Source organism: Labrys sedimenti (genome assembly GCF_034424805.1).
In the GTDB taxonomy this organism is placed as follows: domain Bacteria; phylum Pseudomonadota; class Alphaproteobacteria; order Rhizobiales; family Labraceae; genus Labrys; species Labrys sedimenti.
Genome location: NZ_JAXOUF010000037.1, coordinates 1 through 21,730, shown reverse-complemented (window position 1 = coordinate 21,730; position 21,730 = coordinate 1). Strand labels below are relative to the sequence as shown.

Annotated in this window: 21 protein-coding genes; 13 read left to right on the top strand and 8 right to left on the bottom strand. The window is 64.9% G+C overall.

Translation table 11 applies throughout. The features are described 5' to 3' along the window. Window positions 1–73: 73 nt before the first annotated feature. Together U1R88_RS34135 and hslV are read right to left on the bottom strand one after the other, a co-directional pair. Window positions 74–466, bottom strand: coding sequence for a hypothetical protein (locus U1R88_RS34135; protein WP_322435320.1), 393 nt, complete (start codon window positions 464–466; stop codon window positions 74–76). A gap of 41 nt (window positions 467–507) precedes the next feature. Next, window positions 508–1,083 carry an ATP-dependent protease subunit HslV gene (hslV, locus tag U1R88_RS34130; protein ID WP_322435319.1) on the bottom strand — a complete coding sequence of 192 codons (576 nt, stop codon included), beginning with the start codon at window positions 1,081–1,083 and terminating at the stop codon, window positions 508–510. A gap of 301 nt (window positions 1,084–1,384) precedes the next feature. Here hslV and U1R88_RS34125 point away from each other — a divergent pair, with 301 nt between their 5' ends. Beyond that, window positions 1,385–2,539, top strand: a complete 1,155-nt coding sequence (locus U1R88_RS34125; RefSeq protein WP_322435318.1) for an aminotransferase — start codon at window positions 1,385–1,387, stop codon at window positions 2,537–2,539. 18 nt (window positions 2,540–2,557) lie between these two features. Here the strand turns inward: U1R88_RS34125 and U1R88_RS34120 are convergent, their stop codons facing one another. Beyond that, window positions 2,558–3,757, bottom strand: coding sequence for a hypothetical protein (locus tag U1R88_RS34120; RefSeq protein WP_322435317.1), 1,200 nt, complete (start codon window positions 3,755–3,757; stop codon window positions 2,558–2,560). A 215-nt stretch (window positions 3,758–3,972) separates the two neighbouring features. Here U1R88_RS34120 and hrpB point away from each other — a divergent pair, with 215 nt between their 5' ends. Further along, entirely contained in the window at window positions 3,973–6,483 is a 2,511-nt protein-coding gene (hrpB, locus tag U1R88_RS34115; protein ID WP_322435316.1) for an ATP-dependent helicase HrpB, read from the top strand. A 462-nt stretch (window positions 6,484–6,945) separates the two neighbouring features. Here the strand turns inward: hrpB and U1R88_RS34110 are convergent, their stop codons facing one another. Beyond that, window positions 6,946–7,251 (bottom strand): zinc ribbon domain-containing protein YjdM, encoded by a 306-nt coding sequence (locus U1R88_RS34110; protein ID WP_068294488.1) that lies wholly within the window; start codon window positions 7,249–7,251, stop codon window positions 6,946–6,948. A gap of 453 nt (window positions 7,252–7,704) precedes the next feature. Between U1R88_RS34110 and rpmH the strand changes: the two genes are divergently transcribed. From rpmH to U1R88_RS34085, 5 genes are all read left to right on the top strand, one after another. Further along, window positions 7,705–7,839 carry a 50S ribosomal protein L34 gene (gene rpmH / locus U1R88_RS34105; protein WP_082980037.1) on the top strand — a complete coding sequence of 45 codons (135 nt, stop codon included), beginning with the start codon at window positions 7,705–7,707 and terminating at the stop codon, window positions 7,837–7,839. Between the two features lie 180 nt (window positions 7,840–8,019). Beyond that, window positions 8,020–8,430 (top strand): ribonuclease P protein component, encoded by a 411-nt coding sequence (rnpA, locus tag U1R88_RS34100; RefSeq protein ID WP_322435315.1) that lies wholly within the window; start codon window positions 8,020–8,022, stop codon window positions 8,428–8,430. Beyond that, entirely contained in the window at window positions 8,427–10,406 is a 1,980-nt protein-coding gene (gene yidC, locus U1R88_RS34095; RefSeq protein WP_068294480.1) for a membrane protein insertase YidC, read from the top strand. The genes rnpA and yidC overlap by 4 nt, the downstream gene beginning before the upstream one ends. Beyond that, window positions 10,406–11,056, top strand: coding sequence for a ribosome biogenesis GTP-binding protein YihA/YsxC (gene yihA, locus U1R88_RS34090; protein WP_322435314.1), 651 nt, complete (start codon window positions 10,406–10,408; stop codon window positions 11,054–11,056). The genes yidC and yihA overlap by 1 nt, the downstream gene beginning before the upstream one ends. Next, the gene (locus U1R88_RS34085) at window positions 11,053–11,418 is read left to right on the top strand and encodes a DUF423 domain-containing protein (RefSeq protein WP_322435313.1); all 366 of its coding nucleotides are present in this window, start codon (window positions 11,053–11,055) and stop codon (window positions 11,416–11,418) included. The genes yihA and U1R88_RS34085 overlap by 4 nt, the downstream gene beginning before the upstream one ends. A 42-nt stretch (window positions 11,419–11,460) precedes the next feature. Here U1R88_RS34085 and U1R88_RS34080 read toward each other — a convergent pair whose 3' ends face one another. Further along, window positions 11,461–11,925: an Lrp/AsnC family transcriptional regulator gene (locus U1R88_RS34080; RefSeq protein ID WP_068294467.1), complete on the bottom strand. Its 465-nt coding sequence runs from the start codon at window positions 11,923–11,925 to the stop codon at window positions 11,461–11,463. Window positions 11,926–12,065: 140 nt separating this feature from the next. On the opposite strand from U1R88_RS34080, the gene U1R88_RS34075 reads away from it, so the two are divergent. The 3 genes from U1R88_RS34075 to U1R88_RS34065 all read left to right on the top strand — a co-directional run bounded on the left by U1R88_RS34075 (window position 12,066) and on the right by U1R88_RS34065 (window position 16,472). Then, on the top strand, window positions 12,066–14,483 hold the full coding sequence (locus U1R88_RS34075) for a transketolase (protein ID WP_322435312.1): 2,418 nt from the start codon (window positions 12,066–12,068) through the stop codon (window positions 14,481–14,483). 63 nt (window positions 14,484–14,546) lie between these two features. Continuing rightward, window positions 14,547–15,707 (top strand): endonuclease/exonuclease/phosphatase family protein, encoded by a 1,161-nt coding sequence (locus U1R88_RS34070; protein WP_322435311.1) that lies wholly within the window; start codon window positions 14,547–14,549, stop codon window positions 15,705–15,707. A 57-nt stretch (window positions 15,708–15,764) separates the two neighbouring features. Then, window positions 15,765–16,472, top strand: a complete 708-nt coding sequence (locus tag U1R88_RS34065; RefSeq protein WP_322435310.1) for a glutamine amidotransferase — start codon at window positions 15,765–15,767, stop codon at window positions 16,470–16,472. Between the two features lie 158 nt (window positions 16,473–16,630). On the opposite strand, the gene U1R88_RS34060 is transcribed toward U1R88_RS34065, so the two are convergent. Further along, window positions 16,631–17,701, bottom strand: a complete 1,071-nt coding sequence (locus U1R88_RS34060; RefSeq protein WP_322435309.1) for an NAD(P)H-dependent flavin oxidoreductase — start codon at window positions 17,699–17,701, stop codon at window positions 16,631–16,633. 117 nt (window positions 17,702–17,818) lie between these two features. Here U1R88_RS34060 and U1R88_RS34055 point away from each other — a divergent pair, with 117 nt between their 5' ends. Then, entirely contained in the window at window positions 17,819–18,682 is an 864-nt protein-coding gene (locus U1R88_RS34055; RefSeq protein ID WP_322435308.1) for a LysR family transcriptional regulator, read from the top strand. 18 nt (window positions 18,683–18,700) lie between these two features. Here U1R88_RS34055 and rdgB read toward each other — a convergent pair whose 3' ends face one another. Together rdgB and rph are read right to left on the bottom strand one after the other, a co-directional pair. Beyond that, window positions 18,701–19,312, bottom strand: coding sequence for an RdgB/HAM1 family non-canonical purine NTP pyrophosphatase (gene rdgB, locus U1R88_RS34050; protein WP_322435321.1), 612 nt, complete (start codon window positions 19,310–19,312; stop codon window positions 18,701–18,703). After that, window positions 19,312–20,025, bottom strand: coding sequence for a ribonuclease PH (rph, locus tag U1R88_RS34045; protein ID WP_322435307.1), 714 nt, complete (start codon window positions 20,023–20,025; stop codon window positions 19,312–19,314). Before rph ends, rdgB begins: the two co-directional genes overlap by 1 nt. 437 nt (window positions 20,026–20,462) lie before the next feature. Here rph and mdh point away from each other — a divergent pair, with 437 nt between their 5' ends. Then, window positions 20,463–21,425, top strand: a complete 963-nt coding sequence (gene mdh, locus U1R88_RS34040) for a malate dehydrogenase (protein WP_322435306.1) — start codon at window positions 20,463–20,465, stop codon at window positions 21,423–21,425. A 99-nt stretch (window positions 21,426–21,524) separates the two neighbouring features. Next, window positions 21,525–21,730 (top strand): ATP-grasp domain-containing protein (locus U1R88_RS34035; RefSeq protein ID WP_322435305.1); only part of this gene is annotated, 206 nt, incomplete at its 3' end.

The window sequence follows — 21,730 nt, the reverse complement described above, 5'->3', positions numbered from 1 at the left end:
TCTCGACCTCCAAAGTCGAGATCAATGAATCAGAACGCGGCTTCCTTGGGAATCCCATTTATGGGTATGTGATCTAGTCTTGGGCGAATTTGTAGGCAGCCGCTTCCGGCGCCTTGCCGCTGATGCAGGCCTTGAACTTGGCGACCTCTTCGGGGCCGAAAGTGCCCAGGCCCTGGGCCTGGCATTCCGAACTCGCCTGGCTGTATTCGGCCTCGAGCTTGACGCAGCGCTCGCGCTGCGGCGAGCCGGGCCTGACGCCCCTGCGGCTGCAGGTGTCGCCGGCAATGCCCTGGGAGGCCTTGCGCCGCATGCAGTCCGTCATCGCCGTGCCCGCCTTCACCCCCTCGGCCTGGCAGGCCTTTTCGAGCGGATTGGTGGTGGGGAAGTCGGGCTGCTTCTCCGCCGCGCAGCCCGCGAGGCCGATTGCGGCGAAGACGATGGGAAGGCTGATCCGGAAGGAGAGCATGCGAGGGCGGCTTTCTGCCTGAGGTGACTCTCGCCCTCTTATCAGAGATCGATGCTTTCGATCACCAGATTATGGTTGGTATAGACGCAGATATCCGCAGCGATGTTCATCGCCTTCTTGACGATCGCCTCGGCGTCATAGTCGGTGTCAACCAGTGCCCTCGCGGCGGCCAGGGCGTAATTGCCGCCCGAGCCGATTGCCATCACGCCATTTTCAGGCTCGAGCACGTCGCCGGTGCCCGTCAGCACCAGCCCGGCCGACTTGTCGGCCACCAGCATCATCGCTTCCAGCCGCCGCAGATAGCGATCGGTACGCCAGTCCTTGGCGAGTTCGACGCAGGCCCGCGTCAGCTGGGTGGGATATTGCTCGAGCTTGGCTTCCAGCCGTTCGAACAAGGTGAAGGCATCGGCCGTGGCACCGGCGAAGCCGGCGATGACGTCGCCCTTGCCGAGCCGGCGGACCTTGCGGGCATTGCCCTTGATCACGGTCTGGCCGAGGCTGACCTGCCCGTCGCCACCGATGACCACGCGCCCGCCCTTGCGGACCATCAGGATGGTGGTGGCGTGGAAAGGGGAGCGGGGGCCGCTGTCGGGGCCGGCGGAAAGGTTGAACGTCATGGGAACCTCACTAAAGCGTTTTGCGATTTGGCATAATCGCCAAGAATCGCAAAGACGCGTCGAACCACAGAGTTAGAGCAAACAAGCGTTCAGGTTTGGACGCGCTTTTGCTCTGGACATGCCCTCTATCTAGGAGGTCGCACGCAAAAGGCAAAGGGTGGAGAGGTCAGGGTGTGTCGTCGGCTGTGGTTCGGGCTCGACGCGAGCGCCCTGCCGTCGAAGGCAGCGGGGTCAAAACCATAGTGACGACACGCCCTAGAGGTCTCTTTATCCCTCTGCCCAACTCGTCTATCGATCGTGTATGAACAGCATCTTCGCCGGTCTTCCCACCACCATCTTCGAGACCATGTCGCGGCTTGCCCGCGAGCATGACGCCGTCAATCTCGGCCAGGGTTTTCCGGATGATGCCGGCCCCCTCGATGTGCGCGAGAAGGCGGCGGAAGCCGTGATGACGGGCTGGAACCAGTATCCGCCCATGCTCGGCCTGCCCGAACTGCGCCGTGCCGTCGCCGAGCACTATGCCCGCTTCCAGGACGTGGCGCTCGATCCCGACAGCGAGGTGATGGTTACCTCCGGTGCCACCGAGGCGATCGCCGATGCGCTGATGGCGCTGATCGAGCCGGGCGACGAGGTGGTGCTGTTCCAGCCGATGTACGATGCCTATCTGCCGCTGGTGCGCCGGGCGGGCGGGGTGCCGCGCTTCGTCACGCTGCAGCCCCCGCATTGGCGTCTGACGCGCGAGGCGCTCGACGCGGCTTTTTCCGCGCGCACCAAGGTGGTTCTGTTCAACAACCCGCTCAATCCGGCCGCCATTGCCTTCCGCGACGAGGATCTGGCCCTGCTGGCGGAATATTGCGTCCATTACAATGCCATCGCCGTCTGCGACGAGGTCTGGGAACATGTGATGTTCGACGGCCGCGTCCACCGGCCGCTGATCAATTTTCCGGGCATGCGCGAGCGCACGGTGAAGATCGGCTCGGCCGGCAAGATCTTCTCGCTCACCGGCTGGAAAGTCGGCTTCGTCATGGCCGCCGCGCCGATCCTCAAGGTGATCGCCAAGGCGCACCAGTTCTTCACCTTCACCACGGCGCCCAATCTGCAGGCCGCCGTTGCCTATGGCCTTGGCAAGGAAGAGGGCTACTTCATCGGCATGCGAGCGGAACTGCAGCGTTCCCGCGACCTTTTCGCGGCCGGGCTGGCCGAACTCGGCTTCGCCATCCTGCCGAGCGAGGCGAGCTATTTCCTCAATATCGACCTGCCCGCCAGCGGCATCGAGGAAGATGATGTCAGCTTCTGCCAGCGCCTGGTCGTCGAGCACAAGGTCGCCGCCATTCCGGTCTCGGCCTTCTATGCCGAGGATGCCGTTACTACGGTGGTGCGTTTCTGCTTTGCCAAGCGCGACGCGACCCTGGCGGCCGCGCTCGCCAATCTGAAGGGCGTGGCGCGGCGCGGGTGATTGAGGAGAAAACCTCTCTCAATCGCGCCGGCGCGCACCCAGCCGGGCCAGGAAGGCGAGCGAGACGCTGGTGAGGCCCAGCGCCATCAGCCACCAGGGCTGCCAGGCAGCGAGGCCCGCGAACATCATCACCAAAGCGGAGGCCGAGACGGCGAGAGCGGCAGGGGCCGAACGATCGTCGTCGCGGTTCATGCCCATCAGCGTCATCCAGAGGGCGAGCGCCGCCAGCGCCACGCCGACGAGCCCAAGTTCCAGCCAGATCTGCAACGCGGCATTGTGGGGAGAGGCCAGGAGCTGGCCACCGACACCGCGGGTCAGCGAAGAACTCGAATCATATCCGAAGCCGGCTAAGAGATGATTCGGGAGGGCATAGGTCACGTCGCGCCAAAGGGCCACCAGGTGATCGCCCTCGGCCGGCAGCAGGAAGCCGCCCCATCGCGCCATCATCCAGCCCGCCAGCGGGGCGAGCACCAAAAGAACCAGGGCCGAGATAGCCACGGCCAGGGCGGCGGCCCGCCGGCGCCAGAGGGCGAGGGTCATCACCACGATGCCGGCAATGAAGGCGGCGAAGATCACCAGATCATGCACCAGCCAGAGCGCCAGGATCATTACCAGGCAGATCAGCAGGGCCTGCCAGCTGCGGCCGCGCGCCAGGACGGCGCCCACCGCCGGCCAGGCCAGCAGCGCCATGAGCATGGCGGCGCGCGTGCTTTCGGCATCCTCGGTACCGGTCTCGCCGAGGCCCTGCAGCGGCGATCCCGGCAGATATTCGAGGATCAGGGTCACGCTGGCGATGGCGACGCCGATCGGGATGAGGTTGGCGTCGCTGAAGCGCACCCGCGGTTTCAGGCAGGAAATCGCCACGGCGAACAGGAGCACGATGCCCAATATCCCCGGCAGCCGGCCCGCGGCCGAGGCAGGGCGGGGCGTCCACCAGATGCTGATAGCGGCCCAGACCAGCAAGGCGAGCAGCGCCAGGGTGCGGGGCGAGGTCAGCGCGCCCTGCAAACGGCGCAGAGCGGTCGGCAGGCGATTGTCGAGCGCAGCCGCCAGGATCAGCAGTGCCGTGGCGATCGGCACGATGATTGCCACGGCATGACGCGAGAACATGGCAAAAAAAGGCGCAAAAATCACCAGCAGGAACAAGCCCAGCCGGGTCAGGAGGCCCGACACCGCGAGTGCGGGGTCGAGCGGAGCTTCATAGGCGCGCCGTTCCATCGCCTCGTCCTCAATCGTCGAGAGCTAGCTATGGCCGAAGGCAGGCGAGGCGTCGATGACGAAAAAGTCACACTATGGTTAAAATCGTCCCGCGGCCTGCCCGCTGCAATGCCACATTGGGCGTAGTCCCCCGCCATCACCGATGCCCTACCGGGAGAGCGGGCGCGCCGCTGCCGAGGTTTCAGGCCGGCTCCGCCATTGCACTTGTTTCCCGGATGCGTCACATCGGCGCGATGCGCGAGTTCGACCAGCCCCTGCCCATCGACGACGCTCTGCCGGCCCTCAGGCAGGCCCTGCAGGCGCGTTCCAATGCCGTCCTCGTTGCGCCGCCCGGTGCCGGCAAGACCACGCGCGTGCCCCTGGCCCTCGTCGACGAGGCCTGGACGAAGGGGGGCAAGATCGTCGTGCTGGAGCCTCGCCGCCTCGCCGCCCGTGCTGCCGCCGCCCGCATGGCCGCCACGCTGGGCGAGCCGGTCGGCGCCACGGTGGGCCTGCGTGTGCGCCTGGAATCGCGCATATCGGCAAGGACCCGCATCGAGGTGGTGACCGAGGGCGTGTTCGCCCGCATGATTCTCGACGACCCCTTGCTCGATGGCGTGGCAGCCGTTCTGTTCGACGAGTTCCACGAACGCTCGCTCGATGCCGACCAGGGGCTTGCGTTCGCGCTCGATGCCCAGGCGGGGCTGCGGGAGGACCTGCGCATCCTGCCGATGTCGGCGACGATCGACGGTGCGCGCGTCGCCGCACTGCTGGGCGATGCGCCGGTGATCGAGAGCGCCGGCCGTGCCTTTCCGGTGACGACGCACTATCTCGGCCGCGATCCGCGCCAGCGGCTGGATGAGGCGGTTGCCGATGCGGTGATGCGGGCCCTGCGGGCGGAAACGGGCTCGGTCCTGGTCTTCCTGCCTGGCCAGAGTGAGATCACCCGCACGGCGCGGCTCCTGGCCGAGCGCAATCTCGGCGACGGTGTCGATATCGCGCCGCTGTTCGGCGCCATGGAAGCGCGCGACCAGGACCGGGCCGTAGCTCCGGCGCCGCAGGGGCGCCGCAAGGTGGTGCTCGCCACCTCGATCGCCGAGACCAGCCTCACCATCGAGGGCGTGCGCGTGGTCATCGATGCGGGCCTCGCCCGCGTGCCGCGCTATGAGCCCGATCTCGGCTTGACCCGGCTCGAAACCGTCAGGGTGTCGCGCGCGAGCGCCGATCAGCGGCGCGGGCGCGCCGGGCGTACCGAACCCGGCGCCTGCTACCGGCTGTGGGAGGAGGCGGCGACCGGCGCCTTCGAGGCCTTCGCCAAGCCGGAGATCCTGGCGGCCGATCTCAGCCCGTTGCTGCTCGATTGTGCCGCCTGGGGCGTCGGCGACCCCCTGGCTCTCGCCTGGCTCGATCCGCCGCCTGCGACGGCGCTCAAGGAAGCGAGGACGCTGCTGACGGAGATCGAGGCGCTGGACGGCGATGGCCGGCTCACCGAAACGGGGCGCCATCTCTCCAGCCTGGCGCTGCCGCCGCGGCTGGCGCGCATGATCGTGGCTGCGGTGCCGACGGGAGAAGCCATCCTGGCCGCCGAGATCGCCGCCATCCTGTCGGAGCGTGGCCTCGGAGGCGACGGCACCGATCTCGTCGAACGCATCGAGCGCTTTCGGCGTGACCGCGGCGGGCGGGCGCAGGACATGCGTCGACTGGCCGGCAATTGGGCGAGGACGGCCGGCAAGGAAGCCGGAAGCGGCAAGGGCAGCAGAGACCTGGGCGGCGAAGGCGATCCGGCCCGGGCCGGCGCGGTTCTCGCTTTGGCCTATCCCGACCGCGTCGCCGTGGCGCGCGGGCAGGCCGGCAGCTTCACCATGGAAAATGGGCGGGCAGCCCGGTTGGAGCCGCATGACCGCCTGGCTCGTGAGTCGATGCTTGCCGTCGCCGAGATCGCCGGCAGCGCCGGCGCGAGCCGCATCCTGCTGGCGGCTCCGATCGCCGCCGAGGAGATCGCGGCCTTGTCAGGCGTCAGCGAAAGCGTGAGCATCGGCTATGATACCGCCAGCGCCAGTCTCAAGGCGCGTGCCGTCAGGCGCTATCGCCGGCTGGTGCTGCAGGAGACCACGGCGCCGCTGTCTCTGGATGCCGATGCCGCCATCATGCTTGCCCGTGGCCTTGCCCAGGCCGGCATCGGCCGCCTGCCCTGGAGCAAGGCCCAGCGTCAGTTACGCGACCGCATCGCCTTCCTCAGCGCCAGCGGCTCGCCGGACTGGCCCGATCTCTCGGACCGGGCCTTGGCCGAGACGGCCGAAACCTGGCTCGCTCCTGTTATCGAAGGGGTGCGAGGGCTTTCGGGCATCACGGCAGAGCATCTGGAGAATGGCCTTGCGAGTTTGCTGCCCTGGCACGAGCGCAGAAGGCTCGATATCGAAGCACCGGCCTTTTTCGAGGCACCGACCGGCTCGAATCTTGCGATCGACTACGAGGCGGAGGGCGGGCCTGCCATCTCGGTGCGCGTGCAGGAATTGTTCGGCCTTGCCAGCCATCCCAGCATTGCCGGCGGGCGCGTGCCGCTTACCATCAACCTGCTCTCGCCGGCGCACCGGCCCGTGCAGGTGACCAAGGACTTGCCGGGCTTCTGGAAGGGCTCCTACGCCGCCGTGCGGGTGGAGATGAAGGGGCGCTATCCCCGCCATCCCTGGCCGGAGGACCCGGCCGCGGCCCTGCCGACCACGCGGGCAAAACCGCGCGGCACCTGAGGCACCTTTCTTCTGCGCTGCCTGCCGTAAAGGGCGGAACCGGGATCAGGATTTGCCGTCGTCGCTGTGGGCCGCTCGCAGAGCTTCGGCGAGGGCGCGGGTTGCCTGCGTCCGCGGCATCGAGACGATACGGATATCCGGCCGGGTTGCCTCTTCGTCGATAGGTGCGGGCCGGCATGGAAGGTGATCCAAAATTCGATGCAATAATGCCAGAATGGACATATCGATAACCTCGAATTCTATAATATCAATTCAAGTATTAATTCTGAAAGTGGCCAAAATCGGAGTGTCGTAATTCAAGAATGTTAACCAAATATAACACGGGGCCGGTGATTTTATGGTTTCGTCGAGCGGCTGCTTGAGCTGGGTGTACGAATATCAGGTGCCGAGTTGCTTTTTCGTGAAAACTGCAGAGAAAAAGCCGGTGCGCTAATGACGGCTCCGGCTTCCTGATCGTCGATCCTAGCGCTTGCGCACGAATTCCGTGCGCAGGACGAGGCCCTTGATGGAGTCGTGGCGGCAATCGATTTCCTCGTCGTTGTCCGTCAGTCGGATCGACTTGATGACCGTGCCCTGCTTCAGGGTCTGATTGGCCCCTTTCACCTTGAGGTCCTTGATGAGGACCACGGAATCGCCATCGGCAAGGGTGTTGCCGGCGGCATCGCGCACCACGAGCTGATCGGCCCTGGCCATGGCCGCCATCTCCGAGGCCGGCCGCCATTCGCCGGTCGCCTCGTCATAGACATAGTCGTCGTTCTGGTCGGCCACTTCCTGCACCTTCGGTTATGGAACCTTCGCCCGTCGAGCTCGAGGTGCCGTCACGGACAGATCCACTTCACAAGCCGGGCCGAGGCCATCTACATCACCATGATCGATAGATCGAGGCAAAATCTCGGCGGCCTCCGGGCGCGGCCCGCAACGCTTGGCATAAGCGCGCGCTGTTGCTTATATGGATAGGGCGACCGGTCCTGAAAAGGGGCGGTCACGCCGATAGCGGGATCGGTCCCCGGCTTCGTCATGCTGTCGTCTTATTCTCCGCGACTTCTTGCGAGTCCTGATTGACTTCCCGGACGCCATCCCCCATAAGCACCGGCGAATTTGGCGTCGCCCATCGGGCCCGGACGCACCCAGGGCGAAGGCCGGGGCGCGTTTTTGGTGTTCGGGGGAGCGCTTTTCCAGTCAACTCTATCGGCATCCGGCCGCGACCGCGGAGAACGACCCGTGAAACGTACTTATCAACCGTCCAAGCTTGTCCGCAAGCGTCGCCATGGCTTCCGTGCCCGCCTGGGCACCAAGGCAGGCCGTAAGGTTCTGGCCGCTCGTCGCGCCCACGGCCGCAAGCGCCTGTCGGCCTGACCTGATCGGGTTGGCGCAGTGATTCCGCATCATTGCGCTAAGCTGATTCCTCTCGATCGAGCCGCGGGCTCGATCGAGAGGAATCAGCAAGATCTCAGACATTTGCAGAGTTTCTCGGCAAAACCTTGCCGGGAAACTTTGCTTGGAGCACTTTGCTCAAGAGCCTCCGAGCCCTCATCGATGCAGCGTCTGCTCAAGCGTCGGGACTTCCTTTTCGTCCGCGAAGGCCGCAGGGCACATGCTGCAACGCTATCCTTGCAGGCGCGTCGCCGCGAAAGCGCTGGCGCAGCCGAGGCTGTACCGCCGACGCCTGAAGGTATCGAGCCGCGTGTCGGCTTCACCGTGACCAAGAAAGAAGGTTGCGCCGTCGAGCGCAATCGGATCCGCCGGCGCTTGCGCGAGGCGGTGCGGCTGTCTGGCGCGCTTCACGCGCGCGACGGCTATGATTATGTCGTGCTCGGGCGGCGCTCCGCCCTCGACGCATCTTTTACGACGATCGTTGATGAAATGGTAGCGGCGTTCGGCCGTGTGCATGGCGAGCGCCAAGGCGCCCGCAAGCCACGCCGTTCGGCCGATGAGGCTGTGCGATGAAGAATTTTGACACCAAGAACGTCGTTCTGGCGGTCGTCCTGACGCTGCTCGTCGTCGTCGTGTGGGAATATTTCATCGGCCAGCCCATGCAGCGGCGCCAGCAGCAGGAGGCGCAGCAGCAACAGCAGATCCAGCAGGCGCTGCAGCAGCAACAGCAGCAGGCGGCCGCTACACCCGCCCCCGGCGTTCCCGGCGGCGCGGCGGGACAGAAGCAGTTCTCCAGCCGTGAAGAAGCGGTGGCGGCACGCACGCAGCGCGTCGCGATCGACGCCCAGCGCCTGATCGGCTCGATCAACCTGGTCGGCGGCCTGATCGACGACGTGGCCTTGCGCGGCTATCGTGAGACGCTCGACCCCAATTCCCCCAATGTGGATCTCTTCTCACCGTTCGGCACTCCGGTGAAGCCGGCCGATCACAAGGCCAACCTGGAAAATCGCGGGCCCTATTTGACGGTCTTTGGCTGGCAGGAAAAGCCGGGTTCCGCTGCTGCGACCAAGCTCAACCTGCCCGGTTTGAAGACGGTCTGGACGGCCAAATCCCAGGCGCCGCTGTCGGCCGCCAGCCCGGTCGAACTGCAATGGGACAATGGGCAAGGGCTGATTTTCCACCGCACCATCTCGATTGACGAGGACCGTGGCCAGAGTGGTTCGCTGTTCCCGTCTGCCGGCGAGACGCTGCCCGCCGACAAGCTCGACCTGCCTCGCCAGAACCTGCCCAAGGATCAGCAGGCCAATGTCGCCAAGCCGATCGGCGGCTTCATGTTCACCATCAAGGACAGCGTCGAGAACAAGGGCACGGCGCCGGTGGAGATCGCGCCCCAGGCCTATATTCTGCGCGTCGGCACGCCGGGGACCCAGGGCACCTACGTCCTGCATGAGGGGCCGATCGGCCGTTTCTCCGGCTCCCAGAAGGAACTGTCCTACAAGGATCTGGCACCCGACGCCAAGCAGGAGCCTTTTGCCGATGTCACGGGATGGCTCGGCTTTACGGACAAGTACTGGGCCAACGCGCTGATTCCCGACCCTTCGGCCCGTTTCACCGCCCATTTCGGCGGCCAGGATTTCGGCGGCACGCCGGCCTATCTCGCCCAGATCGACCGGCCGGCCGTGACGATTGCGCCGGGCGCCAGCACGGAGGTGAGCACCAATCTGTTCTCCGGTGCCAAGGAAGTCGCGACCCTCTCCTATTACGACGAGAAGCTGAAGACGGATAACGTCGCTTATCTGATCGACTGGGGCTATCTATGGTTCATCACCAAGCCCTTGTTCCGCCTGATCGAGATCCTCTTCCATCTCATCGGCAATTTCGGCCTCGCCATTCTCGGCACCACCGTCATCCTCAAGGCCTTCTTCTTCCCGCTCGCCAATCGCTCCTACGAGTCGATGTCGCGCATGAAGAAATTCCAGCCCGAGATGCAGAAGATCAAGGACGAGTTCCCTGACGACCGCATGAAGCAGCAGCAGGCGATGATGGCGCTCTACAAGGAGCACAAGATCAACCCGCTGTCGGGCTGCCTGCCGATGCTCCTGCAGATCCCGGTGTTCTTCGCTCTCTACAAGGTGCTGTTCGTCACTATCGAAATGCGACAGGCGCCATTCTATGGCTGGATCCACGATCTGTCGGCGCCCGATCCGACCACCTTGTTCAACCTGTTCGGCCTGATCCCGTGGACGCCGCCCTCCGTGCTGATGGTCGGTTTCTGGGTGGTGGTGATGGGCATCACCATGTTCATCCAGATGCAGCTCAACCCTGCGCCGCCGGATCCGACCCAGGCCGCCATGTTCCGCTGGATGCCGCTGATCTTCACCTACATGCTCGCCGCCTTCCCGGCCGGCCTGGTGATCTACTACTGTTGGAACAACACGCTCTCGATCCTGCAGCAGGCCTTCATCATGAAGAAGAACGGCGTGAAGATCGAATTGTGGGATAATCTCAGGGCGATGTTCGGCCGCAAGCCTTCATCGGCGGCAAGTTGATGCCAGACGCCTCCGACTACACGGCGGCGGGCAAGAAACTCTTTGCCTCGACGTGGGATTTCCGCCACGCCGCCAATACGCTGGAGGCGTTGCCGCCGGCCGAGGGGGTCGAGATCGCTCTCGCCGGACGCTCCAATGTCGGCAAGTCGAGCCTGATCAACGCTCTGACCAACCGCAACGCCCTGGCCCGCACCTCGCATACGCCGGGGCGCACGCAGGAACTGATCTTCTTTTCTTCGAACGCGCCGCTGACCATGGTCGACATGCCGGGCTATGGCTATGCCAAGGTCAGTGATGCCAAGGTCAAGGCCTGGACCCGGCTGATCCATGACTATCTGCGCGGGCGCGTGAACCTGGCGCGCGTCTTCGTGCTGATCGATGCCCGGCATGGCCTCAAGACCACCGACGACGCCGTGCTGAAGACGCTGGACCAGGCCGCCGTGGTCTACCAGATCGTGCTGACCAAGGCCGACGAGGTGAAGAAGTCCGAGCTTGAGCAGCGTGTCGCCGAGACCCGGGAAAAGATCTCGCGCCGGCCGGCGGCTTTCCCCGAGCTGATCGTCACCTCGAGCCGCGAGGGCACCGGCATGGACGAATTGCGCGCCGCCATCGCCCAGATCCTTGCCGAGCGCGGCGGCCTGGCGCTGTGATCGCCGACCGCATTCTCACGACACTGGGCTGCCTGTTCGGGGCCGTCGGCATCGGCCTGATGGCGCTCGCCGCCCATGGCAAATGGCCCGATATCAACTATGCCGCCATCATGGTGCTCGCCCACGCGCCGGCCCTGATCGCCATCGTTGCCGCCGTTCGTGCCGGCCTGCTCCATGCGCTGCTGGCCCGTCCCGCCGCCTTCCTGCTCGCCGCGGCCGTGGCCCTTTTCTCGGCCGATGTCGCGCTGAACGCCATGACCGGTCAGCGCCTCTTCCCGATGGCGGCGCCCATCGGAGGGACCGGCTCGATGCTGGCTTGGCTGCTGGTCGGCGTATCGGCTCTGGTGGCGAAGACGCGGTAGGGCGGCTGGAGCGCGGACATCCTGTCCGCGCTCCGGGTTTCCTCACCTTATCGGCAGGACATTCGTATATTTCACCTGCGCCAGGGCAAAGCTCGATTCGATCGAGGCGAGGCCGTCGAGGCGGGTGAGCTTTTCCTTGATGAAACGCTCATAGGCGGCGAGATCGGCACAGACCACGCGCAAAAGATAGTCGCGCGTGCCGGTCATCAGATAGCATTCCAGCACTTCCGGCCAGGGCGCGATAGCGGCGGCGAAGCGGTCGAGGTCCTCCTCGCGCTGGCGCTCCAGCTTGATCGAGATGAACACGCTGACCGGCAGCCCGACCTCCTTCTGCTCGACCACCGCGACATAGCCGCGGATGACGCCGCTCTCCTCCAGCTGCCGCACCCGGCGCAGGCAGGGCGAATGCGACAGGCCGACCTGTTCGGCCAGGGCCTGCACCGTCATGCGGCCGTCTTCCTGCAGCAGGCGGAGAATCCTGTTGTCGATGGCGTCGAGGGCAGTCATCGTTCATCCGTGCGTAATTTATGCGTGTTCGTGGTTACGATTGGCGATATTCTCTAAAATTGTGCGAGTAGGCCTTCAAGATCAACCAAAATCACCTCACAACTTTTGCTATAACAGGCGGGTTCACCTGGAACTCCGTCATGGCCGATCCTCGTCTCCCCTTTCTCGCTGCCCTCGAACGCAAGGCCCTGTGGTTGTCCTCCTGGATGATCCACAATGCCAATCACCTCAGGACCAAGGAGGACGGGCTCAAGATCGGCGGCCACCAGGCCTCCTCGGCCTCCCTGGCGACGATCATGACGGCGCTCTATGGCGCGGTGCTCAGGCCCCAGGATCGCGTGGCGGTGAAGCCGCATGCCTCGCCGGTGTTCCATGCGCTCAACTATCTCTTCGGCCTGCAGAGCCTCGACAAGCTGCAGAATTTCCGGGGCTTCAAGGGAGCCCAGAGCTATCCCTCCCGCACCAAGGACGTCGATGACGTCGATTTCTCCACGGGCTCAGTCGGCCTCGGCGTCGCCCAGACCCTGTTCTCGGCTCTGGTGCAGGATTACGTGAAGGCCAAGGGCTGGGGCGAGTGGCCGGAAGGGCGGATGATCTCCCTGGTCGGCGATGCCGAGATGGACGAGGGCAACATCTTCGAGGCCCTGCTGGAGGGCTGGAAGCAGGGCGTGCGCAATGTCTGGTGGATCGTTGACTACAACCGCCAGTCGCTCGACGCCGTGGTGCGCGAGGGCCTGTGGCAGCGCTTCGAGTCGATCTTCAGCAATTTCGGCTGGGACGTCGTCATCCTCAAATATGGCCGCCTGCTCGAGGCGGCTTTCGCCGAGCCGGGCGGCGAGGCGCTGCGGCACTGGATCGACAACTGCCCCAACCAGCTCTATGCGGCGCTGTGCTATCAGGGCGGTTCGGCCGAGGGAGGCAAGATCTGGCGCCGCCACCTTACCGATGCCATCGGCGACCAGGGCGATGTCAGCAGGCTGATCGAGAAACGCTCCGACGCCGAACTCGCGGCGTTGATGACCAATCTCGCCGGCCACGACATGCCGAGCCTCATCGACGCCTTCGAGGCGGCGGCCTGCCATGACCGGCCGACCTGTTTCATCGCCTATACGGTGAAGGGCTTCGGCCTGCCGTTCCAGGGCCATAAGGACAACCATGCCGGCCTGATGACGCCGGCCCAGATGGAGGCCTGGCAGCAAGCCATGGCCATCCGCCCCGGCTATGAATGGGACAAGTTCGAGGGGCTCGAGCTGGCGCCCGGGGCGATGCAGGCGGCGCTTGACCAGGTGCCCTTCGTGCAGAAGGGCCGCCGCCGCCTCACCGCCGCCAAGGTCGAGGTGCCGGCCACGCTGCCCTACCGGGCGTCCGCCTCGATGTCGACCCAGCAGGGCTTCGGCATCATCCTCAACGATCTCGCCGCGACCGATCTGGCGGTGGCAGAGCGCATCGTCACCACGGCGCCCGACGTTACCGTCTCCACCAATCTCGGCGGCTGGGTCAACCGGCGCGGCCTGTTCGCCCGCGAGGAAATGGCCGACATCTTCAAGAAGGAAAAGATCCCCTCGACCTTCGCCTGGGACTTCTCGCCCAAGGGGCAGCATATCGAGCTCGGCATCGCCGAGATGAACCTCTTCATCCTGCTCTCGGCGCTGGGCCTGTCGCATTCCATCAATGGCGAGCGCCTGCTGCCGATCGGCACGCTCTATGATCCCTTCATCCAGCGCGGCCTCGATGCCCTCAACTATGCCTGCTACCAGGATGCCCGCTTCATGGTGGTGGCGACGCCCTCGGGCATCACCCTGGCGCCGGAGGGCGGCGCGCACCAGTCGATCGCCACGCCGCTGATCGGCCTGGCTCAGGACGGCCTTGCTGCCTTCGAGCCGGCCTTCGTCGACGAACTCGCCGTGATCATGCGCTTTGCCTTCGACTACATGCAGCGGGACGGGGAGGGGGACCGCGACGAGACCACCTGGCTGCGCGACGAGACGGGCGGCTCGGTCTATCTGCGCCTGTCGACCCGCACCATCGACCAGCCGCAGCGGGCGATGTCGCCGGCGCTGGCCGCCGACATCGTCAACGGCGCCTATTGGCTGCGCCCGCCGGGGCCCAATGCCGAGATCGTGGTGGCGGCCATGGGTGCCGTGGTGCCCGAAGCGATCGAGGCCATCGGCCTGATGAGCGAAGACCGCCGCGATGCCGGCCTGCTGGTCATCACCTCGGCCGATCGGCTCAATGCCGGCTGGACGGCTGCCGAACGCGCCCGCCAGCGCGGCAATGCCGGGGCCAGGAGCCATATCGAACGCCTGCTCGCGCCACTCTCGCGCGATTGTGGCCTCGTCACCGTGCTGGACGGCCATCCGGCCACCCTGGCCTGGCTCGGCAGCGTGCGCGGCCAGCGCGTGACCTCGCTCGGCGTCGAGCATTTCGGCCAGACCGGCAGCATTGGGGATCTCTATCGCCACCATGGCCTCGACGCCAATGCGATCCTGCATGCGGCCCAGGCCCTGTCACCGGGGCGGCCGATCCGCAACCGCCGGGAGCTGGCGCCGGCGGAGTGACGCCTTCGGGATTGCCACGAATCCCGAGCCTTGCGAGACTGCAGCTCTCGCAAGGGTATCCTGATGTCCTCCTCCGTCCTGCGCGTTGCTACCTTCAACACCCAGCTGCTGGCCAGGCCCGGCGTGCGCTTCCACGAGCAGCCGCCCTATTCGCCGGAGGAGTATGAGGCCAAGACCGCTTTCATCGCCGGGTTGCTCGAACGTGGCCAGGTCGATCTCGCCGGCTTCCAGGAGGTGTTCCACGAGGAGGCCCTGCGCGAGGCGGTCTGGAAGGCGCCGCGCCTGCGAGGGGCGACCGTCAATGCGCCGCTGGCGGATGACGACGGCCCCAAGACGCCGGATGGGGCGTTGAATGCGCCACGGGTCGGGCTGGCGAGCCGGCTCCCCGTGCTCAAGGTCGAATCCATTGCAGCCTTTCCGCCCGGCCTCGGCCAGGGCTTTGCCGTGAGGCGCGACGAGAACGGGCGCCAGCAGGCCGTGCCGGTCGGCATCAGCTTCTTCGAACGCCCGGTCCTCAGGGCCGAAATATTGCTGCCCGATAGTGTGCCGCTGACCGTCTATGTGGTGCATCTCAAGTCTCGCCGGCCCGTGGTGCTGGAGGACGAGGATCGGCGCGATCCGGCGGTGCGGGCGCTCGCCGTAGTGCGGGCCTTGCTGCAGCGTGGCGCCGAGGCCGCGGCGCTCAGGGTGATGCTGTCGCGGGAAATGGCGGGGCGGGGCACCGAACCCCGCCCGGTGATGGTATTGGGCGATCTCAATGACGAACTCACCAGCGTGACCACCGAACTCATCCGCGGCGAGCAGCCGCTGCCCGAGAGCCTGAAACCACTGATGGCCGATCCCGGCGACTGGCAGCGCAAGAACCGCCGCCTGTGGGACCTGCATCTCTACGCCGCCTCCGACCAGCAGGCCGTGCACATCAAGGGCACCACGCTCTACACCCATATCCATTTCGGTGACTATCAGGTGCTGGACCACATCCTGTTCAGCCAGGAATTCCACAGCCGCAATCCGCACCGGATCGGCGATTTCCGCTACCTCCAGGTCTATAACGACCATGTCGTCGACACGCACATGACCGACATGACCCGCAATGTCCGCACCGCCAGCGATCACGGCGTGCCCGTTGCGGAGTTCAATCTACTCACGGCCGCTTCACGCAAATTGATGCAAAATGGCACCACACATGGCGGCATTGTGCCTTCCGGCACCGCCAATGCTTAACTTTTCGCTAAGACTTCCGTAACATCATGGTTACGAAATCGTTTCACAGGCCGAATCGTGACGGGAAAGATCCTCATCGTTCTGCATCAGGAACATTCATCGCCCGGGCGGATCGGGCGTTTCCTGATCGAACGCGGCTATGAACTCGATATCAGGCGCCCCCGCTTCGACGATCCCTTGCCCGCAACCATGCGCGACCATGCCGGTGCCGTGATTTTCGGCGGGCCGATGAGCGTGAACGACGAGGAAGCCTGGCTTCGCCGCGAGATCGACTGGATCGGCGTGCCCTTGAACGAGAACAAGCCCTTTCTCGGTGTCTGCCTCGGTGCCCAGATGCTGACGCGCCATCTCGGCGGTCGTGTCTCGCGCCATGAGGCCGGCAAGGTCGAAATCGGCTATTGGCCGATCGAGCCGACGGCGGAGGGCCGGTCTCTGATGTCCTGGCCGAGCCATGTCTATCATTGGCACAATGAAGGCTCGGAACATGTGCGGGGCACGCGGCTGCTCGCCACCGGGTCGACCTTCGCCAACCAGGCCTTCGCCTGCGGGCGCGCGGCCTATGGCCTGCAGTTTCATCCCGAAGTCACCTATCTGATGATGAACCGCTGGACCACGGGCAGCGAAGAAAGCTTCAAGCTACCCGGTGCGCAGGATCGCGAGCAGCAATTCTCCGGCCGCTGGCAATATGATCCGGGTATGCAGCAATGGCTGCACGGCTTCCTCGATCTCTGGCTGACACCGGCCATGGCGATGGCTGCGGAGTAGGAAGATAACAATATATCCGCAAGCATCGGCCTTGCCGGTTTGGCGCGGAACCGGAGGGTCGATCTCCACAGCTCCATCAATTGATGGAGCGAGATCGACCACCTTGCCCTCCTCATCCGCGGTGTTTCCAAGAGGTCGATCTGGAGATCGACCCTCCATCAACTCGTCAGCTTCGCCAGAGCTTCAGCTGCCAGCCGCTTCGTCAAGTCACCCGCCGAGGCCGCCTCGCGTCCCAGGCGTGCGGCCTGGCCGGACCACAGCGACATGAAATCGTCGGAACCTTGCGGTTCCGTCTTGGCCCGCAGCGGCGCCAATGCGCCGCCGGCGAGTGGGAAGGCGGGGGCGAGGTCCGATATCGGGCCAACCTCGCGCATCAGGCGGTTGACGATGCCGCGGGCCGGCCGTCCGGTGAACAGATTGGTGAGGGCGGTCTTGTCGGCATCAGGGCTGCGCAGGGCGGCGGCATGCGGCGCTGCGATGCGCGCCTGCGGCGTGAACATATAGGCGGTGCCGACTTGTACTGCGGCGGCGCCCAGGGCGAAGGCCGCCACGATGCCGCGGGCGTCGGTGATGCCGCCGGTGGCGATCACCGGTACCTTCACCGCGTCCACCACCTGCGGCACCAGGGCGAAAGTGCCGATCTGGGTGGTGATGTCGTCGGTGAGGAAGACGCCGCGATGGCCGCCCGCTTCGAAACCCTGGGCGATGATGGCATCACAGCCATGGTCCTCGAGCCAGCGCGCCTCGTCGACCGTGGTGGCGGAAGACAGGATCTTGGCACCCGTCGCCCTTACGCGGTCGAGCAGGGATTTCTCGGGCAGGCCGAAATGGAAGCTGACGATCGGGGGCCTGAACTCCTCGACGATCGTACAGAGCTCGTCGTCGAAGGGAGCCCGGTTCGAGCTTGGAATCGGCGCGGCGGGATCGATACCCGCCTCGCGGTAATAGGGTTCGAGCCGCTTGCGCCAGCCGGCCTCGCGGGCCGGGTCGGGCGTCGGCGACGTATGGCTGAAGAAGTTGACGCTGAAGGGCTTCGCGGTCTGCTGGCGGATGAGGCCAAGTTCGGTGCGGACCTGCTCAGGCGTCAGCGTGGCGCAGGGCAGGGAGCCGAGCCCGCCTGCCTCGCTGACCTCGATCACCATGTCGTAGTGGCATGGGCCTGCCATCGGGGCCTGGATGATGGGGATCTCGATGCCGAAGAGCTCCTGAATGCGCCGATCGGGCCACATTGCCGTTCTCCTTGATTGGCCTCACCTCTCAAGTGGCGAGGGCTAGACTGAAAACAGGCCTATCATTTCCATTTTGAAAATGATAATTGTTTTTTTATTCTTAAAAAGAGAACGAAATTGGATCTGTCCTCCCTTGATATCTTCCTGGCCGTAGCCGATGAGCAGAGCGTCACCCGGGCTTCGAGGCGATTGGGGCGGGTGCCCTCCAACGTGACCACACGGGTCCGGCAGCTCGAGCAGGAATTTGGTGTGGCGCTATTCAGCCGGGACGGCAAGCGCATGCGCCTGACCCGGGAAGGAGAGATTTTTCTCACCTATGCCAATCGCCTGATCGCCCTGGCGGACGAAGCCCGCGGCGCGCTGAAGCCGTCGGGGCCGGCAGGGTCCTTCCGGGTAGGAACGATGGAGAGCACGGCGGCGAGCCGTCTCCCGCCGGTGCTGGCGAAATTCCATGCTGCCTGGCCTGCCGTATCGCTGCAACTGATCACCGGTGGCACGAAGGGCCTGATCCGCCGGCTGCTCGCCCATGAGCTCGATTGCGCCCTGATCGGCCAGCCGCCCATCGAAGGGATCGATACCGGCTATGATGCCGGACGGCTCGAAGGCGAGCGTGTCTTCACCGAGGATCTGCTGATCGTGCTGCCACCCGGCCATCCGTCCATTGCCAAGGCTGCCGATCTCAGGGTCGACAGCCTTGCGGCCCTCGAGCCGGGCTGTACCTATCGGGCCGTGGCCGAGCATTGGGCGCGCGGCGCCAGGAGGCTGCAGGTGCAGGAACTGGCCTCCTACCATGCCATGCTGGCTGCGGTCTCGACCGGCAACGCCATCGGCGTCATGCCGCGCTCCGTGCTCGACCTGCTGCCGGGCGGGAGCGAAGTCCAGACCCATCGCCTCGGGCAGATCGAAACCCTGCTTGTCCGACGCAGAGGCGAGGCGTCGCCGGCCTTCGAGGCATTCCGGCAAGCGCTCGTGGAGGGATGATTCCGGCCGGCGGCGGCCTCAATCCTTCAGGCAGGCTTCCGCCAGTTTCTGGAAGGAGCGCGCGCGGTGGGAGATGGTGTTCTTCTGCGCTTCCGTCATCTCGGCGAAGGTCTTGTCCGAGCCATCAGGCTGGAACATCGGGTCATAGCCATGCCCGTGTTCGCCGCGGGTGGGCCAGACCAGGGTGCCGTCGGCCCGCCCCTCGAAGGTCTCGGAATGACCGTCGGGCCACACCACGCTGAGGACGGAGACGAAGCTGCCGCGCCGCTGGGCCGGTTCGGTCGCGGCGACAGCGAGCAACTCGTCCTGGGCCTTCTGCATCGCTACGTCCCAGTCGCGGGTCGGGCCGGACCAGTCGGCGGTATAGACGCCGGGCGCCCCGTCCAGGGCCTCGATGCACAGGCCGGAATCGTCGGCGATAGCCGGCAGGCCGGTGGCTTCAAGGGCGGCGAGCGCCTTGATGCGGGCATTCTCGACGAAGGTGGTGCCGGTTTCCTCCGGCACGGGCAGGCCGAGCTGGCCGACGGAGACGACATCCACACCGTAAGGCGCCATCAGCGCCTTGAACTCGGAGAGCTTGCCATTGTTGTGCGTAGCCAGCACCAGCTTGCCGGTGAGACGGCGCCCCATCACGCCACCGCCTGCTTCTGCAACTCGACCAATTCGCCGATGCCTTTGCGGGCCAGCGCCAGCATGTCCAGGAACTGCTCCTGGCTGAAGGGGGCGCCCTCGGCCGTGCCCTGGATCTCGACGAGACCGCCCGAACCCGTCATCACGAAATTGGCGTCGGTCATCGCTTCCGAATCCTCGGCATAGTCGAGGTCGAGCACGGCAGTTCCCTTGGAAATGCCGCAGGAAATCGCGGCGACATGGTCCTTGATCGGGCTGACGGCGAGCATCTTGCGCTCGATCATCCACTTCACGCATTCCTGCAGCGCGACGAAGCCGCCGGTGATCGAGGCGGTGCGGGTGCCGCCATCGGCCTGCAGCACGTCGCAATCGACGGTGATCTGCTTCTCGCCCAGCCGCACCAGGTCGACCACGGCACGCAGCGAACGCCCGACCAGGCGCTGGATCTCCTGGGTGCGGCCGGACGGCTTGCCGGAAGTGGATTCGCGCCGCGTGCGCTCATGTGTGGCGCGGGGCAGCATGGCATATTCGGCCGTGACCCAGCCCTTGCCCGTGCCGCGCAGCCAGGACGGCGGCTTATCCTCGAGGCTGGCGGTGCACAGCACATGGGTTTCGCCGAATTTGATCAGGCAGGAGCCTTCGGCATAGCGGGCGACGTTGCGCTCGATCGAAACAGGGCGCAGCTCATCGAAAGCGCGGCGGGAAGGACGCATCGGATTCTCCAAATTTGTGGCCGCCTTGTAGCCCGGCCGGCGTCGCCTGTCACGGTGCCGTGCATATTGCGTGGCAGTGAAAGGCGGCAAGCCGAGACCGGGAGGATGTCGGCGTGGCCTCCTCTGAGCGGAAGTAACCTACCTGGAAGGGTAGGTGGTCGATTCAGAGGAAAATCTCATGAACCGTGTTACATGTTACAAAATTTGAAATTTGTAACATCGATTTTCAGCTCAGAACTTGTGTGCAAAGGAACGTGTTCCTATCTGATATGTTATTGATCAGGAACGATTATTTTATAGCTCCATGCATCTTGGGAGCGCGGCGCGACGGGCATTTCAACCTGGGGTCGCCTATCGCTTGAACCCCGCTTCCAAAGGGGCTATCGGAGGTGGGGAACGAAACTCACCTTTGGCGACAATCTCAGGGACATTACGTTATGGCACGTAGCAAGATCGCTCTTATCGGGGCGGGACAGATCGGTGGCACGCTGGCTCTTCTGGCCGGTCTGAAAGAACTGGGCGATATCGTGCTCTTCGACGTGATGGAAGGCGTACCGCAGGGCAAGGCTCTCGACATCGCCGAAGCTGCCCCGGTCGACGGCTTCGACGTCAAGCTCGCCGGTACCCAGAGCTACGAAGGCATCAAGGGCGCCGATGTGGTGATCGTCACCGCCGGTGTGCCGCGCAAGCCCGGCATGAGCCGCGACGATCTCCTCACCATCAACCTCAAGGTGATGGAGCAGGTCGGTGCCGGCATCGCCAAATATGCCCCGGACGCTTTCGTCATCTGCATCACCAATCCGCTCGACGCCATGGTCTGGGCGCTGCAGAAGTCCTGCGGCCTGCCGGCCAACAAGGTCGTCGGCATGGCTGGCGTGCTCGACTCCTCGCGCTTCCGCCATTTCCTGGCCGACGAGTTCAACGTCTCGGTGGAAGACGTCACCGCCTTCGTGCTCGGCGGCCATGGTGACACCATGGTTCCCTCCGTGCGCTACTCCACCGTGGCCGGCATCCCGCTGCCCGACCTCATCAAGATGGGCTGGATCACCGAGGCGCGCCTCGCCGAGATCGTTCAGCGGACCCGTGACGGCGGAGCCGAGATCGTCAACCTCCTGAAGACCGGCTCGGCCTTCTACGCACCGGCCGCCTCCGCCATCGTGATGGCCGAGAGCTATCTCCGGGACAAGAAGCGCGTGCTGCCCTGCGCCGCGCACCTCACCGGTCAATACGGCGTCAAGGATCTCTATGTCGGCGTGCCCGTGGTCATCGGCGCCGGTGGCGTCGAGCGTATCGTCGAGATCCAGCTCGACAAGGAAGAGCGTGCCGGTTTCGAAAAGTCGGTCAATGCGGTGAAGTCGCTGGTCGACGCCTGCAAGACCATCGCTCCCTCACTTGCCTGATCCCTAGAGCAGAACGCGTTCGAACGAAAACGCGTCTTTGGGATTTGAGGCGGTTTCATCAAATCCCAAAACGCTTTAGCCAATCTGGAGCAACTGGCCATGAATATTCATGAATACCAGGCAAAGGCGGTCCTGAAGGAATTCGGCCTGCCCGTATCGAAGGGCGTCCCGGCGCTGACGGTCGATGAGGCGGTGAAGGGAGCCAAGGAGCTTCCCGGTCCGCTTTATGTGGTGAAGTCGCAGATCCATGCGGGCGGTCGCGGCAAGGGCAAGTTCAAGGAACTGCCTGCCGACGCCAAGGGCGG